This window comes from Klebsiella sp. WP4-W18-ESBL-05, from assembly GCF_014169075.1.
GTDB classification, from domain to species: Bacteria; Pseudomonadota; Gammaproteobacteria; order Enterobacterales; family Enterobacteriaceae; genus Kluyvera; species Kluyvera ascorbata_B.
The window spans coordinates 4,550,391-4,566,994 of sequence record NZ_AP022057.1; the positions used below are offsets into that span (position 1 = coordinate 4,550,391).

General features: G+C 55.1%; 12 protein-coding genes. 7 read left to right on the plus strand and 5 right to left on the minus strand.

Going from position 1 to position 16,604, the window contains the following annotated elements; all coding sequences use genetic code 11:
• Positions 1-3: 3 nt before the first annotated feature.
• The 4 genes from H7R58_RS21750 to H7R58_RS21765 form a co-directional block, all read right to left on the minus strand.
• On the minus strand, positions 4-1,500 hold the full coding sequence (locus tag H7R58_RS21750; RefSeq protein WP_182929616.1) for a DUF3375 domain-containing protein: 1,497 nt from the start codon (positions 1,498-1,500) through the stop codon (positions 4-6).
• Between the two features lie 601 nt (positions 1,501-2,101).
• Positions 2,102-3,502 carry a hypothetical protein gene (locus tag H7R58_RS21755; protein ID WP_106927393.1) on the minus strand — a complete coding sequence of 467 codons (1,401 nt, stop codon included), beginning with the start codon at positions 3,500-3,502 and terminating at the stop codon, positions 2,102-2,104.
• Positions 3,502-3,936: a hypothetical protein gene (locus H7R58_RS21760; protein ID WP_182934528.1), complete on the minus strand. Its 435-nt coding sequence runs from the start codon at positions 3,934-3,936 to the stop codon at positions 3,502-3,504. The genes H7R58_RS21755 and H7R58_RS21760 overlap by 1 nt, the downstream gene beginning before the upstream one ends.
• A gap of 1 nt (position 3,937) precedes the next feature.
• Positions 3,938-4,635 (minus strand): IS1 family transposase gene (locus H7R58_RS21765; RefSeq protein WP_223335778.1). Its coding sequence is split into 2 segments (ribosomal slippage): positions 3,938-4,386 and positions 4,386-4,635, totalling 699 coding nucleotides; the frame shifts between segments, so codons are not numbered across the junction.
• A 135-nt stretch (positions 4,636-4,770) separates the two neighbouring features.
• Between H7R58_RS21765 and H7R58_RS21770 the strand changes: the two genes are divergently transcribed.
• The 6 genes from H7R58_RS21770 to H7R58_RS21795 all read left to right on the plus strand — a co-directional run bounded on the left by H7R58_RS21770 (position 4,771) and on the right by H7R58_RS21795 (position 12,734).
• Complete coding sequence (locus H7R58_RS21770; protein WP_106928649.1) at positions 4,771-5,046, plus strand: YtcA family lipoprotein; 276 nt, start codon at positions 4,771-4,773, stop codon at positions 5,044-5,046.
• Between the two features lie 19 nt (positions 5,047-5,065).
• Positions 5,066-6,097 carry a multidrug transporter subunit MdtN gene (gene mdtN / locus H7R58_RS21775; protein WP_106928500.1) on the plus strand — a complete coding sequence of 344 codons (1,032 nt, stop codon included), beginning with the start codon at positions 5,066-5,068 and terminating at the stop codon, positions 6,095-6,097.
• Complete coding sequence (gene mdtO / locus H7R58_RS21780) at positions 6,097-8,064, plus strand: multidrug efflux transporter permease subunit MdtO (RefSeq protein WP_106928502.1); 1,968 nt, start codon at positions 6,097-6,099, stop codon at positions 8,062-8,064. The genes mdtN and mdtO overlap by 1 nt, the downstream gene beginning before the upstream one ends.
• 2 nt (positions 8,065-8,066) lie before the next feature.
• Complete coding sequence (locus H7R58_RS21785) at positions 8,067-9,521, plus strand: MdtP family multidrug efflux transporter outer membrane subunit (RefSeq protein WP_182930678.1); 1,455 nt, start codon at positions 8,067-8,069, stop codon at positions 9,519-9,521.
• Between the two features lie 289 nt (positions 9,522-9,810).
• Positions 9,811-11,958, plus strand: a complete 2,148-nt coding sequence (fdhF, locus tag H7R58_RS21790; protein WP_106928504.1) for a formate dehydrogenase subunit alpha — start codon at positions 9,811-9,813, stop codon at positions 11,956-11,958.
• A gap of 92 nt (positions 11,959-12,050) precedes the next feature.
• Positions 12,051-12,734, plus strand: coding sequence for a tetratricopeptide repeat protein (locus H7R58_RS21795; protein ID WP_182929631.1), 684 nt, complete (start codon positions 12,051-12,053; stop codon positions 12,732-12,734).
• 127 nt (positions 12,735-12,861) lie between these two features.
• Here the strand turns inward: H7R58_RS21795 and gltP are convergent, their stop codons facing one another.
• On the minus strand, positions 12,862-14,175 hold the full coding sequence (gltP, locus tag H7R58_RS21800; RefSeq protein WP_106928508.1) for a glutamate/aspartate:proton symporter GltP: 1,314 nt from the start codon (positions 14,173-14,175) through the stop codon (positions 12,862-12,864).
• Between the two features lie 414 nt (positions 14,176-14,589).
• Between gltP and acs the strand changes: the two genes are divergently transcribed.
• Positions 14,590-16,548 (plus strand): acetate--CoA ligase, encoded by a 1,959-nt coding sequence (gene acs / locus H7R58_RS21805; RefSeq protein ID WP_182929632.1) that lies wholly within the window; start codon positions 14,590-14,592, stop codon positions 16,546-16,548.
• Positions 16,549-16,604 lie beyond the last annotated feature (56 nt).

The window sequence follows — 16,604 nt, forward strand, 5'->3', positions numbered from 1 at the left end:
CAACTACTCCCAATCAATATCCATTAATGCCTGACTTTCCAGACCGGTAATGGGCAGATTAAATCGCCAGCGACGACCTTCCCCATCACTAAGTTCAGCAAATTCGCGCTGTGAATCAATAACCTCAATGCCCGCTTCTCTCGCCATGCCAATCCAGACGGCGAACGTTTCGAGATCGTGAGCCGGGGGCAACAACGCCGCCAACTCAGCCAGACCAACGGGACGATTTTCTTTTGCCAGAAGCTGCAACGTCTGCTGAATCAACGCCTCACGATCGAGACCATTGAAAGCATCCCAGAAATCATCACCAATCTGCGTTAAATCTGCCGCATGATTACTGAGATCCAATGTCTGTTCCGCTTCATCGTCCACTTCTTTAAAACGCAAGCGTTCAATAGCAGGGACACCCGTGACTGACACACCAATGGCAGGAAGCGGAACCTCTTGTTTGCGAATAACCTGGCGCTGCCAGTCGAGTTTTAATGCCAGATTCAGAAATTCGTTAAGCAGATGGCCAACACGGTGATGTTCAGCCGCAAGACCCGTTTTCATAAAACCGCGAACATCGCGCTCGCTACGGGCGCGAGCCTGAAGTACGGTTTGCGATTCATCGACCAGGCGTTTAACCAGCCAGCGCAAATCATGACGCTGTAGACGGTTGAGCGCATCAGAAGCAGAAGGATGGCCAAGGATTACGTGCAGTCGCTCGCTCATTGCAGTCAGTTCAGCTGACTGGCGTAGCTGTTGCTGAAAACTGTCGAAGACTCTTCCCTCTGGTGTATTAAGCAGCGCGTCCTGATCGTTTAACAGGCGTTCTACTATATCGCCACGGTGATATTGCTCACCGATAATGGATTGCCGAAGCGCACGGTCTGCCTCACGCCAGGAATCTTCAACGCGACGAAAGTCAGCCCTCAGGCTGGAAGCTAAATTGAAGACCTCACGAATATGTTCGACCGCCTGATACGTTTCCAGTACTTCAATATGTCCGGCTTCTGCCTCCTGTAATTCACATTCCAGCTCGGCAATACGACGACGTAAGGTTGAAACCCGGTTTGCCGGGTTAGGATTAAGCCGGGTTTCCAGATTTTCAATTTCTCGCTGTACGGTGGACAGACGGGAAGCCGTAGAGGTCATGAAACGATTATCCAACGACTCAACAAACGTAATCGCGACCTCAAGCGCATCGGTGGCGAAGATACGCCCATCCCGTTCGACAATTAAACGCCGTTTTATCCATTCTCGTAGTTCACGGCTGGCCTGAAGAGACGGATTTTCCTGATTAATATCATACTGTTCCTGACTCACATGCTCGACAAGAATACCGGTAAGGGACTGAATCGCGTCCTCAAGAGGGATACCATCATTTGATTTTTCAAACAGCGTTTTCAGGCAACTCAGTATCAGCGGGGAACGACGGGTAGCAAGAAGTATCCAGGCAGGATGCTGGTTTTTTGCTGAAATATAATTTTCCGTACGCTGCCTTGTGTTTTCTTCCATGTAGCAGAGCCTTCAAAATACTGGTTGAGGTACACAGACTACGATAATTCGCCGTTGCGGATTTTTTCTCCAGTAGCCTGCCTTACTTTGTGATTTTTATCACAATATTTTCCCTAGTGACTTTTCTCCATTATCAGAAAAAATCCCGGAATCTGTATGCGATAAGTTCGGGCTAACGCATGAACTGATAACGTCTAGTAATAACTTTACAAGACAGGATGCTGAAAGGCGTGGTGGAAAAATGCGGAAATGGTGTTAACTCCCTACGATAAAAAACAACAACTCTGCTTCATAACAATGGTGAGTTTTATGGTATGGAGCAAATCGCGTGTCGGAAGAGTGGGGGTGTGGGTCAATTACACTCCAATTTTTCGAGACAATCATCACAAAAACAAAGCGATTTTTTATGGGGGCCTAAGTGGGGGCGCTGTTTGTGAGAAATATCAACAAAACCAATAACAAACAGCATGTTAATCGTCGATATGATTCCGAGTCCGGCACCACTATTTAAAGAACCCAGCCTATGGCTGGGTTTTTGCTTTTGGGTATTCTCCATTTATGCCACGCCAGCCTTATGCCAAATGAGGCGATACACTGCTTATCACCGATACCCTACATTATTAAATGAAATCACTCCCCTCCTCAGCACGCTAAACCCCGGATGAGCATGTTGGTAAGATTGGGGATGGAAGCGCGCGATGGCGAACCGCTGAGTCTTGAAGGTTTGGCGCGCAAAAAGATCGAATCCGACCTCCCTGAGGACCTCTTCAGGAACCTGATACGATTGATCGACTAACCCCCAAAACGTCCAGCCAGATTCAACGCAAATTCCAAGTATCTTGCTGTTCGCGTAGCTGACGCTGACTGCGCCCAGCGTTGAACCAACCAGATTGCCGAGCAAAGCCCCCAATACCGGTACCGGAACAATCATCTGTCCCAGTAATGCCCCTCCGCTTCCCATAATAAGCGCTACAGCATCTCTTGAGGACTTAAAGGCCAGTTCTTTGCCGGTGATCTGCCCCTGAGCATATCGCCAGGAGTTTTCAATGGAATTCAGCGCGATGGCGGTCGCCATGCCAACCGCAGTGGGGGAGATACCTTTAAAAGACTGTCCCATTAGCCCCGTTTTGCATGAGGCCGTAATGAGCGCCGCAAGACCGCCTCGTAATCCCGCGCCAGAGGAGCTGGAAAGCACCTGACCTGCGCCTTCACGAATGAGCCTAGCATCCCATTGACCGGACTGAATGTACTGAACCACGAGACGATATACGTGAGGGGCGGCAGTCAACGCCGCAGAAAAAGCGGCCGCATTTAGCGCCGCATTCCCGGACTCTCTAAGAATATCTGACCACGCAATGAAACTCTCGGTATTCAGCCCGTACGCATCGGGATCAATTTCGCCCTCGCGTTTAAAGTCTGATGCCATTTCTCTGGCTTCATTTTCACTTTGAGGCTTAGACGAAATGCCATCCACTTCAATACGATCCCTCGCCGTATCAGCCGTGTTTTGATATGCATCCGCCAGTTCAGGGGAAATCGCCTGGTTTCGCGCCGCTTGTTTTTGCGACTCTGCAATAACACCGTCAAGCTGATCGCTCGGTACAATTTTTTGGCTGCCGGAATAGGCAGGCTCACCCAGTTCCCTGGCCGTGTCTTTCGCTGTTTTGTAGTATTTTAATTCTGCGTAAGAGGCGGTTTCGGAATCGCCGTAATGAATATCCTGGCCTGTCTTATTGTTCCCTGGTACGTTAGCCCATATGTCATCATGACCTTTCGCCGTGGCGGAAATCTTTAGTGTTTCCGAATGCCAGACCTCAGCAATGTGACCTTTAACGTAGTTTGCATCCACATTGGCACGACGCTCAGCCTCCGTTTTAAGTGCTTCAACAGCCTTATCTATCGCAGACTGAACATCATTGACGAATTCTGCCGATTCCTGGGCACCCGCTACCCCAGAAAAATCACGGCTCGCGCTGTAATAGGCATCGGCAAAATCAGTCATTATGAACAGCCCTCATTGCCAACCCAGGCATCCAGTTCAGTAAAAACAAAATGGTAAATGGCGAGCTTTGTTTGCTCGTAACGCAATGCTTTTACTTCACTCTTGCCCTTAAAAAAATTGACGACTTTATACCCAATAATGCCTAAGGCGCCGCCGAGGGGAATGAACGGGACGGAAAGAAGCAATGCGGCATTAACCGAAGCGCCAATCTTTCCTGAAGGCTTTAGCCCATAACCTAAATCATGTCGATAGGCTTCAAAATCTTGTTTCTGTGCCAGATTACCCATTCCGAATACGACGGCTTTACTCCCATCATGCCCAAAACAGACACCGTTGATATTCACAATATTGGAAATCTGTGGCAGGTACATCTTTGAGAATTTATTTTCTTCCGCATCACCAATGAATATCACATAGCTAGGTAATGACTCCAACTTAATGATAGTGTTTTATGTTCAGATAATGCCCGATGACCTTGTCATGCAGCTCCACCGATTTTGAGAACGACAGTGACTTCCGTCCCAGCCTTGCCAGATGTTGTCTCAGATTCAGGTTATGTCGCTCAATGCGCTGAGTGTAACGCTTGCTGATAACGTGCAGCTTTCCCTTCAGGCGGGATTCATACAGCGGCCAGCCATCCGTCATCCATACCACGACCTCAAAGGCCGACAGCAGGCTCAGAAGACGCTCCAGTGTGGCCAGAGTGCGTTCACCGAATACGTGCGCCACAACCGTCTTCCGGAGCCTGTCATACGCGTAAAACAGCCAGCGCTGGCGCGATTTAGCCCCGACGTATCCCCACTGTTCGTCCATTTCCGCGCAGACGATGACGTCACTGCCCGGCTGTATGCGCGAGGTTACCGACTGCGGCCTGAGTTTTTTAAATGGCGGAAAATCGTGTTGAGGCCAACGCCCATAATGCGGGCGGTTGCCCGGCATCCAACGCCATTCATGGCCATATCAATGATTTTCTGGTGCGTACCGGGTTGAGAAGCGGTGTAAGTGAACTGCAGTTGCCATGTTTTACGGCAGTGAGAGCAGAGATAGCGCTGATGTCCGGCGGTGCTTTTGCCGTTACGCACCACCCCGTCAGTAGCTGAACAGGAGGGACAGCTGATAGAAACAGAAGCCACTGGAGCACCTCAAAAACACCATCATACACTAAATCAGTAAGTTGGCAGCATCACCCGAAAATAGCCATACTGTCGCTTTACGTTATTTCATATTCACTCCGGATATTGTTCGAAATACACAGGATGTATTTTATTATGCAAATCGTTAAATCCAGGGCCATCCGTTCGCTAATAAAAGGGGCCTGTTTCACGCCGCTCGTGATGCTCGCCGGGTGTTCATTGCCCCCTGCCATTCCGTTTATTGGCGCCTATTACCCCGGCTGGCTTCTGTGCATGATTGTCGGCGTTATTCTCACGCTGCTCTCCCGGCGAATTCTTTTACGTAAGCGTCACGCCCTGCCGTTGGCCGGCGTGGTTTATACCGCCCTCTTTGCCCTCTACTCCATGCTGTTCTGGCTGGTCTTTTTCTAATTTATATTGAGATGCGCTAATGGAAAGCACGCAGAAAAACGTTCCTCGTCGTAAAGCCCACGCGCTGGCGCTGGCCCTGCTCGCCCTCGTCGTGATGGTATTCGTTATCTGGCGCATGGAAACGTCGCCTTCCACTAACGATGCCTATGCATCCGCAGACACCATTGACGTGGTGCCCGAAGTCAGTGGCCGTATCGTTGAACTGGCGGTAGCAGATAACCAGCAGGTTAAGCAGGGAGACCTGCTGTTTCGGATAGACCCCCGGCCTTATGAAGCCAGCCTCGCCAAAGCAGAAGCCTCGCTGGCCGCGCTGGATAAACAAATTATGCTGACCCAGCGCAGCGTTGATGCCCAGAAATTTGCGGCCGGCTCCGTTGAAGCCACCGTAGCCAAAGCGCGCGCGGCGGCCAAACAGGCCAGCGATACGCTGAAGCGCACCGAACCGCTGCTGGCCCAGGGATTTGTTTCCGCCGAAGACGTCGACCGCGCCAGAACCGCCCAGCGCGCCAGCGAAGCCGATCTTAACGCCGTGCTGTTGCAAGCGCAGCAGGCCGCTAGCGCGGTGAGCGGCGTTGATGCGCTGGTCGCCCAGCGCGTCGCGGTGCAGGCCGATATTGCGCTGACTAAGCTGCACCTTGAGATGGCGACGGTTCGCGCACCGTTCGACGGCCGCGTGGTCTCGCTGAAAACCGCCATCGGCCAGTTCGCCTCGGCCATGAAGCCGGTCTTCACGCTGATTGATACCCGCCACTGGTATGTGATCGCCAACTTCCGAGAAACCGAGCTGAAAAATATCCGCCCAGGCACCCCCGCCACCGTACATCTGATGAGTGACAGCGGTAAAGCCTTCAGCGGTAAAGTAGACTCCATCGGCTACGGCGTGCTGCCCGACGATGGCGGTATAGTGATGGGCGGACTGCCGCGCGTTGCGCGCTCCATCAACTGGGTACGCGTGGCCCAGCGTTTCCCGGTGAAGATTATGGTCGACAAGCCAGACGCAGAGACGTTCCGCATCGGAGCCTCGGCGGTTGCCACGCTTGAGTCGCCATAATGAACATACTCTCCTACCTGCCGCTACCGTTGGTCAGGCTGCTGGCATTTTTCCGTGAGGAGCTGAGCGAGAAGCGGCCCGGGCGATTCACCCACACCATGCAGCTATGGGCGGGCTGTCTGCTGGTGGTGCTGATCTCCATGACCTTCGAGATCCCTTTTATGGCCATCTCGCTGGCGGTGCTGTTTTACGGCGTACAGTCGAACGCGTTTTACACTAAATTCGTCGCCGTGCTGTTCATCATGGCGACGGTACTGGAAATCGGCAGCCTGTTTCTTATCTACAAATGGTCGTACGGCTATCCGCTGGCACGCATGATTATCGCCAGCGCTATCCTGATCGGCTGCATGTTTATGATGCGCACCCATCGCCTGGGGCTGCTGTTCTTCGCCGTGGCAATCATCGCGGTCTATGGTCAGACGTTTCCCGGCATGCTCGATTACCCGGAAATTGTTGTACGCCTCACCCTCTGGTGCATTGTGGTTGGCCTGTATCCAACGCTGCTGATGGTACTGCTTGGCGTGCTCTGGTTTCCTCTGCGCGCCGGAAAGCAGATGCAGGAAGCGCTGTGTGCCAGGCTCGATGACGCGCTTGGCCATCTGGCAACGCCCGCCGCACCGCTGGCGGAAAAATACGTCGAGCGGGAAGCGCTGGCGCTGCAGAAGCTGAATGTCTTCTGTATGGCCGATGATGCCGACTGGAAGGCGCGCAGCGCCTGGTGGCAGTGCTGCGTCTCCACCGTGACCTTCCTGTATACCACGCTCAACCGCTACTCAGGCACCGCACCGCGTGCGCTCACCGACAGGCTAAGAGATGAAATGCTGTCGCTACGTCAGGCCATTGCCGCCGGTCAGTGCTGGCAGAGCCGCTGGACGCTCAGCGACGATGAGCACGCCATCGCCCGGCAATACGGCCTTGAGAACCTGTGCGAACAGCTACGTCTGCTGGGGCAGATGGATCCTGACACGCCGCCCACGCCCGCCGTGAAGCCACCATCCATGGCCGCAGATGCCTTCACGAATCCTCACTACATCCGCTATGCGCTGAAAACGCTGCTGGCCTGCATGATTTGCTATGTCTTTTACTCCGGCGTCGACTGGGAAGGGATCCACACCTGCATGCTGACCTGCGTGATTGTCGCCAACCCCAGCATCGGATCGTCGTATCAGAAAATGGCGCTACGCTTCGGCGGCGCAGTCTGCGGCGCTGTACTGGCGCTATTGGTCACCATTTTCATCATGCCGTGGCTGGATAACATCGCCGAGCTGCTGTGTTTGCTGGCCCCCATTTTCCTGTTCGGCGCATGGATCGCTACCGGATCGGAACGATCGTCCTATATCGGCACACAGATGATCGTCACCTTTGCGCTGGCGACGGTCGAAAACGTCTTTGGCCCGGCTTACGATCTGACCGAAATACGCGATCGCGCCGTCGGTATTCTGATTGGCACCGCCGTTTCCGCCGTCGTGTATACCTTTGTCTGGCCGGAAAGCGAAGCCCAGGCTCTGCCGAAAAAGCTGGCCGCCGCACTGGGTATGCTTGGCAAAATGCTGCGTCTTCCGCAGCAGGAACCCGCGACCCAGCGCAGCTATTTACAGCTGCGCATCGGCTGCCATGCAGCCTTTAATGCCTGTGAAGAAATGGCCGAACGCGTCGCGCTGGAGCATCAGCTTGACGCCGACGCGCGAAGCGCGCTGCTGGCCAACAGCCGCGCCGTTATCGCCTGCGGTCGCGAGATCCTCTACCGCTGGGAGGGCGCTTCCGCTCCCGAGCCTCGGCTCGCCGAAGCCCTGGAGCACTACGCCGCAAGTCTGGAAAATGGCATCACGGCGTCGGTAGCCCCTTTTGAATATCCCCCTTCACTCGCCGCGCATGCCCAAGGCGTGATGCAGCAGATAGCCCATTTACCCGACTGGACTCACCGGGCGGCCCTTCCGGCCGGAAAACAGGCGCAAGGAACCCCATGACCATGATCCGTTCTCTTTCTCCTTTACTCCTTTGCAGTCTGCTTGCGAGCACGACGGTGCTCTCAGGCTGCGCGCTGATCCGCGAAGATGCCTCGCCGCATCAGCAGCTGGCGCCGGAGCAAATCAAACTGGCCGATGACATCCACCTGGCCAGTAGCGGCTGGCCGCAGGCGCAGTGGTGGCGGCAGTTTAACGACCCACAGCTGGCGGCGCTGATAGACAAAACGCTCTCCGGTTCCCACACCCTTACTGAAGCCAGGCTGCGTGAAGAACAAGCGCAGTCTCAGGCCGAACTGCTGGAGGGCGGCTCGCAGCTGCAAATGGCGGCACTAGGCATGATTAACCGCCAGCGAGCCTCCGCCAACGGCTTTCTTGGCCCCTATGCGCTGGATGCGCCGAAGCTTGGTATGGATGGCCCATACTACACGCAGGCCACCGTTGGCCTGGTCGCCGGGCTGAATCTCGATCTGTGGGGCGAGCACCGTTCGGCCGTCGCAGCGGCCATCGGCGCGCAAAACGCGGCCGTCGCAGAAACTGCCGCCGTCGAACTGTCGCTTTCGGTGGCCGTCGCGCAGCTGTACTACAGCATGCAGGCCAGCTATCAGATGCTCGACCTGCTGGAGCAAACCCGCGATGTGATTGATTACGCGGTACGAGCGCATCAGAGCAAAGTGGCCCAGGGGCTGGAAGCGAAGGTGCCGTATCACGGCGCACGGGCGCAGATGCTGGCCATCGATAAGCAAATCGCCGCAGCCAAAGGCCAGCTCAAAGAGACACGCGAATCGCTACGCGCGCTGGTGGGCGCGGGGGCCGATACGCGGTTAGACATCAAGCCAACGGCGCTGCCACAGGTACAGACGGGGATCCCGGCAACGCTCTCCTACCAACTGCTCGCTCGCCGGCCGGATCTTCAGGCCATGCGCTGGTACGTGCAGGCCTCGCTCGATCGGGTCGATGCCGCGCGGGCCCTATTCTACCCCAGCTTCGATATCAAAATGTTCTTCGGCCTTGATGCAATTCACATCAACGATCTGTTTAAGGGGACCAGCCGACAAATTAACTTTATCCCCGGCCTGCGCCTGCCGCTGTTTGACGGCGGTCGCCTCAACGCCAACCTGAAAAACACCCGTGCCGCCAGCAACATGATGATAGAACGCTACAACCAGTCGGTACTGAATGCGGTGCGCGATGTCGCCATTAACGGTACCCGTCTGCAAACGCTCAACGACGAGCGGATGATGCAGGCCGAACGGGTAGATGCCACCCGCTATACCCAGAGCGCCGCCGAAGCCGCTTTTGGCCGCGGTCTCGGCAGCCGCCTGCAGGCAACCGAAGCGCGTCTGCCGGTGCTTGCCGAGCAGATGTCACTGCTGATAATCGATACCCAACGCGTGATTCAGAGCATCCAGCTGATCAAATCGCTGGGCGGCGGCTATCAGGCCGCCCCCGGCGAGTAGGCCTGATAAGCCTAGCGCCATCAGGTAGCTGGCGCAGGTTGCCGGGTGGCGGCTTCGCCTTATCCGCCCTACAGGTCTCAGGCCCGTCAGGCAGTCCCCGCCGCGTGATTACCGTCACGCGGCTTTTCCCTTCGACACGTCAAATATGACGACAGCCTGTTTTTCGTCAGGGTTTTGCCCAGAAATCACCCGTATTATCAGGGAATGCCCACAATAAAAAAGTGGCATAAAAGATGCATACTGAGGGCGACAGCGCGTATGCGCGATTTGATTAACTGGAGCGAGACCGATGAAAAAAGTCGTCACGGTTTGCCCGTATTGCGCATCAGGTTGCAAAATCAACCTGGTGGTCGATAACGGAAAAATCGTCCGGGCAGAGGCGGCTCAGGGGAAAACCAACCAGGGTACCCTGTGTCTGAAAGGCTATTACGGCTGGGACTTTATTAACGATACCCAGATCCTGACGCCACGTCTGAAAACCCCCATGATTCGTCGCCAGCGTGGCGGCAAGCTGGAATCCGTCTCCTGGGACGAGGCGCTGAATTACGTAGCCGATCGCCTGAGCGCGATCAAAGCGAAATACGGCCCGGATGCTATTCAGACAACCGGTTCCTCACGCGGAACGGGTAACGAAACAAACTACGTCATGCAAAAATTCGCGCGCGCCGTTATTGGTACCAATAACGTCGACTGCTGCGCACGTGTCTGACACGGCCCTTCGGTTGCAGGTCTGCACCAATCGGTCGGTAACGGCGCAATGAGTAACGGCATCAATGAAATTGATGGCACTGACTTAGTCTTTATTTTCGGCTACAACCCGGCGGATTCTCACCCTATCGTGGCGAATCACGTCATTAACGCCAAACGTAACGGGGCGAAAATCATCGTTTGCGATCCGCGTAAAATTGAAACCGCGCGCATTGCCGACATGCACATTGCTTTAAGAAACGGCTCAAATATCGCGCTGCTTAACGCGATGGGGCACGTCATAATTGAAGAAAATCTGTACGACCAGGCGTTTGTCGCTAACCGTACCGAAGGTTTTGAAGAGTACCGTAAGATTGTCGAAGGCTACACGCCAGAGTCCGTCGAAGACATTACCGGCGTCAGCGCGCAGGAAATTCGTCAGGCGGCGCGGATGTATGCCAGCGCCAAAAGCGCGGCGATTCTGTGGGGTATGGGCGTCACCCAGTTCTATCAGGGCGTAGAAACCGTGCGTTCCCTGACCAGCCTCGCCATGCTGACCGGCAACCTCGGTAAGCCAAGCGTCGGCGTTAACCCTGTCCGCGGCCAGAACAACGTTCAGGGCGCGTGCGATATGGGCGCGCTGCCGGATACCTATCCGGGCTATCAGTACGTGAAAGATCCGGCCAACCGCGAGAAGTTCGCCAAGGCCTGGGGCGTGGAAAGCCTGCCTGCGCACACCGGCTATCGCATTAGCGAACTGCCGCACCGCGCGGCGCATGGCGAAGTTCGCGCGGCGTACATTATGGGTGAGGACCCGTTACAGACCGATGCCGAACTCTCTGCGGTACGTAAAGGGTTCGAAGATCTGGAACTGGTTATCGTCCAGGATATCTTTATGACCAAAACCGCGGCGGCGGCGGATGTGATTTTACCGTCAACGTCCTGGGGTGAGCATGAAGGCGTCTTCACCGCGGCGGACCGTGGCTTCCAGCGCTTCTTTAAAGCCGTGGAGCCGAAGTGGGATCTGAAAACGGACTGGCAGATTATCAGCGAAATCGCCACCCGTATGGGCTACCCGATGCATTACAACAACACCCAGGAAATCTGGGACGAGTTGCGCCATCTGTGCCCGGATTTCTACGGTGCCACCTACGAGAAGATGGGCGAATTGGGCTTTATCCAGTGGCCTTGCCGCGATACTTCGGATGCCGACCAGGGGACGACCTACCTCTTCAAAGAGAAGTTCGACACCCCGAACGGCCTGGCGCAGTTCTTCACCTGCGACTGGGTAGCGCCTATCGACAAGCTCACCGAAGAGTATCCGATGGTACTGTCGACGGTGCGTGAAGTCGGCCACTACTCCTGCCGTTCGATGACCGGCAACTGTGCGGCGCTGGCGGCGCTGGCGGATGAACCGGGCTATGCCCAGATCAACACCGCCGATGCGGCGCGTTTAGGCATTGAGGATGAAGCGCTGGTGTGGGTGAACTCCCGCAAAGGCAAAATCATCACCCGTGCGGCAGTTAGCGACCGTCCGAACAAAGGCGCGATTTACATGACCTACCAGTGGTGGATTGGGGCCTGTAATGAACTGGTAACCGAGAACCTGAGCCCGATTACCAAAACGCCTGAGTATAAATACTGCGCCGTCAACGTTGAGCCAATTGCCGACCAGCGTGCCGCAGAGCAGTATGTTATTGATGAGTATAATAAGCTGAAGGCTCGCCTGCGCGAAAGCGCAATGGGCTAAGCGGACTCGTTTCAACGCCCCCATTCGGGGGCGTTTTTTTATCCTCGCATTCTCTTTATACTGCCCACTTCCTCGACCACCTACATAAAACAATGAAACGACTTTTAGCACTGCTGTGGCTCGCCACGCTGTCAGTACACGCCGAAGAGCCGGGCAGCCAGTATCAACAGGCCGCCGAGGCCGGAGACGCGCGCGCGCAGTATTATCTGGCCGATACCTGGTTTAGCTCAGGCGATTTGAGTAAAGCCGAATTCTGGGCGCAGAAATCCGCCGACGCCGGCGATGCCGACGCCTGCGCGCTGCTGGCGCAGATCAAAATCACTAATCCGGTTAGCCTGGATTATCCGGCGGCCAGAGCGCTGGCGGAGAAAGCTACCCACGCAGGTAGCAAAGCCGGTGAGGTCATCCTGGCGCGAATTTTAATTAACAGCCAGGCGGGCAAGACCGACTACCCGCGCGCCATCAACCTGCTACAGCAGGCATCGATGAATACTGAAAACGACTTTGCGGTCGATGCGCAGATGCTGCTGGGGCTGCTTTACGCCAACGGCGTAGGCGTGAAAGAAGACGATGAAAAAGCCACCGGCTACTTCAAAAACAGCTCGGCGCTGTCACGTACCGGCTATGCCGAATACTGGGCAGGCATGATGTTCCAGAGCGGTGAGAAAGGGTTTATCACGCCCAATAAACAAAAGGCGCTACAGTGGCTGAATCTGAGCTGTACGGAAGGGTTTGATACCGGCTGCGAGGAGTTTGATAAGTTAAGCTCTGAGTAGGTCGGATAAGGTCTCGCCGCCATCCGGCAATGTACGCAGGCTTGCCTGATGGCGCTACGCTTATCAGTCCTACAAAACCACAAAAATAACAACGCCGGGCATGCCCGGCGTTGTTGTTTCTTTTCTATTACTGATCGGCAGTTTTATCAAACTTGCCCAGCATCTCGCGCTCGTAGGCCAGCGCTTTTTTGCGGTCAAATTTGTGTTCCCACTTGGCAATCACCAGCACCGCCAGCGCATTACCGACCACGTTTAGCGCGGTACGCGCCATGTCGAGAATACGGTCAACCCCAGCAATAAAGGCCAGGCCTTCCAGCGGAATGCCTACGCTGCCCAGCGTAGCCAGCAGCACCACGAAGGAGACGCCCGGTACGCCGGCAATCCCTTTTGAGGTCACCATCAGCGTCAGAACCAGTACGATTTCCTGCCAGATGGACAGGTCGATACCGTACAGCTGGGCAATAAAGATAGCCGCGATGCTCTGGTACAGCGTAGAGCCATCGAGGTTAAAGGAGTAACCGGTCGGCACCACGAAGCTGGTGATTGACGCCGGCGCGCCGTACGCTTCCATCTTCTCAATAATACGCGGCAGCACGCTCTCGGAGCTGGCCGTAGAGTAAGCCAGAATCAGCTCGTCCTTCAGGATGCGAATCAGGATCCAGATTTTAAGCCCGCAAATGCGCGCCACAATACCCAGAACCACCAGCGCAAAGAACAGAATCGCAAAGTGCACCAGCAGCACCAGCTTGGCCAGCGGCCACAGCGAGGCGAAGCCAAAGTTAGCGACCGTGACGGCAATCAGCGCGAACACGCCGACCGGCGCGTAGCGCATAACCATATGGGTCACTTTAAACATGGTTTCGGAAATTGAACGGAATACCGTCACCAGCGGCTCACGGTGCGTCGCGGGCAGCGAAGAAAGGCCCAGGCCAAACAGCACCGAGAAGAAGATGATCGGCAGCATATCGCCTTTCGCCATGGAGGCGATGATATTGGTCGGCACCAGCGACAGAATCGTGCCCATCAGGCCATGCGCGTGGCTCTGCACTTCTGCCGTTGTGCTCTGGTATTTCGAAATATCCACCGTCGCCAGCTGCGACATATCAATACCGGCACCCGGCTGGAACACGTTGGCCATGGTGATACCGATAATGATCGCAATCGTCGTGATCACTTCGAAATAGATGATGGTTTTGGCGCCAATTCGCCCCAACTGTTTTGCATCGCCAACGCCGGCTATTCCGACAATCAGCGTCGAAATAACAATCGGCACCACAATCATTTTAATCAGATGGATGAAAATATCGCCAGCCGGGGACAGCAGATTCATAACCAGCCAGTCACGGCTATCGCTATGATAATGCAGATAACTACCCAGAATAATACCCAGCACGAGGGCGATGAGAATTTGCCAGGCTAAGCTGACACGTGTTTTCTTCATAACGGCAAACTTCCTCAATGAAAAACACCATGCCATACAGGAATGGTATTCACTTGAAAGGGGGTGATTTGTGTTGCGTTTACTTTTAGAGGTTTTTAACGCGCAGTATCAGTATCATCTGTACGGTGTCTCGCGCAACCCTTTCAGAACAGGGCTTTTCACTGACAAAAATCATATTACTGCTAATTTCCACCAGTAATTATTTATAAGTTTTTGTTATAAAAACAAAATTTTTCCTCCATTTTCTATAAATCCCCTTCCGTAATTATTTTCGTTCAAAGATTCAAGTGAACGTTATTTGAACAATTCCAATAATGCGTGATCTGCCGCGCAAATAGTAAACAAAGCGACACGCACCTCTGTTATTAACTTTTATGAGACATATTATTAACATCTTACAAGGAGAAAAAAAGCATGAGCCAAATTCATAAACACCCTATTCCTGCAAATATTGCAGACCGCTGCCTGATAAACCCGGAGCAATACCTGGCCAAATACCACCAGTCAGTCACCAACCCGGACGCGTTCTGGGGTGAAGAGGGAAAGATCCTCGACTGGATTCGGCCGTATACGAAAGTTAAAAACACCTCCTTTGCTCCCGGCAATGTCTCCATCAAATGGTACGAAGACGGTACGCTGAACCTGGCGGCTAACTGTCTCGACCGCCACCTGGCAACCCGCGGCAACCAGACCGCCATCATCTGGGAAGGCGACGATGCCAGCCAAAGTAAACACATTAGCTATCGCGAACTGCACCGCGATGTTTGCCGCTTCGCCAATACCCTGCTCTCTCTGGGCGTGAAAAAAGGCGACGTGGTGGCTATCTATATGCCGATGGTGCCGGAAGCGGCGGTGGCCATGCTGGCCTGCGCCCGCATTGGTGCCATCCACTCGGTGATCTTCGGCGGCTTCTCGCCGGAGGCGGTGGCCGGTCGCATTATTGATTCCAGCGCCCGCCTGGTCATTACCTCTGATGAAGGCGTGCGTGCCGGACGTAATGTGCCGCTGAAAAGGAACGTCGATGACGCGCTGAAAAACCCGAACGTCAAAACCATCGAAAACGTGGTGGTGCTCAAGCGCACCGGCGGCAACATCGATTGGTACGAAGGCCGCGACCTGTGGTGGCATGACCTGCTGGAAAACGCCAGCGACCAGCACCAGCCGGAAGAGATGAACGCCGAAGACCCGCTGTTTATCCTTTATACCTCGGGCTCCACCGGCAAGCCGAAAGGCGTGCTGCACACCACCGGCGGCTATCTGGTGTACGCCGCAACCACCTTTAAATATGTCTTCGACTACCATCAGGGCGACATCTACTGGTGTACCGCCGACGTGGGCTGGGTTACCGGCCACAGCTATCTGTTGTACGGACCGCTGGCCTGCGGCGCCACGACGCTAATGTTTGAAGGCGTGCCTAACTGGCCAACCCCGGCGCGCATGTGCCAGGTGGTTGATAAACATAAAGTGAATATTCTCTATACCGCACCAACCGCCATCCGCGCGCTGATGGCCGAGGGCGATAAAGCGACGACGGGCACCGATCGTTCATCGCTGCGCATCCTGGGTTCCGTAGGTGAGCCAATTAACCCGGAAGCCTGGGAATGGTACTGGAAGCAGATCGGTAACGAGAAGTGCCCGGTGATGGACACCTGGTGGCAGACCGAAACCGGCGGCTTCATGATTACGCCGCTGCCGGGCGCTATCGAGCTGAAAGCGGGCTCCGCTAGCCGTCCGTTCTTCGGCGTACAACCCGCGCTGGTGGATAACGAAGGCCACCCGCAGGAAGGGGCGACCGAAGGCAACCTGGTTATCACCGACTCCTGGCCGGGCCAGGCGCGTACCCTGTTTGGCGACCACGAGCGCTTTGAGCAAACCTACTTCTCCACCTTCAAAAACATGTACTTCAGCGGCGACGGCGCGCGTCGTGATGAAGATGGCTACTACTGGATCACCGGCCGCGTCGATGACGTGCTGAACGTCTCCGGCCACCGCCTTGGGACTGCAGAAATTGAATCAGCGCTGGTATCGCATCCGAAGATTGCCGAAGCGGCCGTCGTCGGCATTCCGCACAGCATTAAAGGCCAGGCCATCTACGCCTACGTCACGCTGAACCACGGCGAAGAGCCGACGCCAGCGCTGTACGCCGAGGTACGCAACTGGGTGCGTAAAGAGATTGGCCCGCTGGCAACACCGGACGTGCTGCACTGGACCGACTCGCTGCCCAAAACCCGTTCTGGCAAAATCATGCGCCGCATTTTGCGCAAGATCGCTGCGGGCGACACCAGCAACCTCGGCGATACCTCAACGCTCGCCGATCCTGGCGTGGTGGATAAACTGCTGGAAGAGAAGCAGGCCATCACGATGCCGTCATAACGACAGTTTGCCCGGTGGCACTGTGCTCACCGGGCCTACGCGAATTGTAGGCCGGA

Coding starts and splice junctions, on each gene's coding strand:
- H7R58_RS21750 (WP_182929616.1), bottom strand. CDS start 1,500: ATGGAAGAAAACACAAGGCAGCGTACGGAAAATTATATTTCAGCAAAA.
- H7R58_RS21755 (WP_106927393.1), bottom strand. CDS start 3,502: ATGACTGATTTTGCCGATGCCTATTACAGCGCGAGCCGTGATTTTTCT.
- H7R58_RS21770 (WP_106928649.1), top strand. CDS start 4,771: ATGCAAATCGTTAAATCCAGGGCCATCCGTTCGCTAATAAAAGGGGCC.
- mdtN (WP_106928500.1), top strand. CDS start 5,066: ATGGAAAGCACGCAGAAAAACGTTCCTCGTCGTAAAGCCCACGCGCTG.
- mdtO (WP_106928502.1), top strand. CDS start 6,097: ATGAACATACTCTCCTACCTGCCGCTACCGTTGGTCAGGCTGCTGGCA.
- H7R58_RS21785 (WP_182930678.1), top strand. CDS start 8,067: ATGATCCGTTCTCTTTCTCCTTTACTCCTTTGCAGTCTGCTTGCGAGC.
- H7R58_RS21795 (WP_182929631.1), top strand. CDS start 12,051: ATGAAACGACTTTTAGCACTGCTGTGGCTCGCCACGCTGTCAGTACAC.
- gltP (WP_106928508.1), bottom strand. CDS start 14,175: ATGAAGAAAACACGTGTCAGCTTAGCCTGGCAAATTCTCATCGCCCTC.
- acs (WP_182929632.1), top strand. CDS start 14,590: ATGAGCCAAATTCATAAACACCCTATTCCTGCAAATATTGCAGACCGC.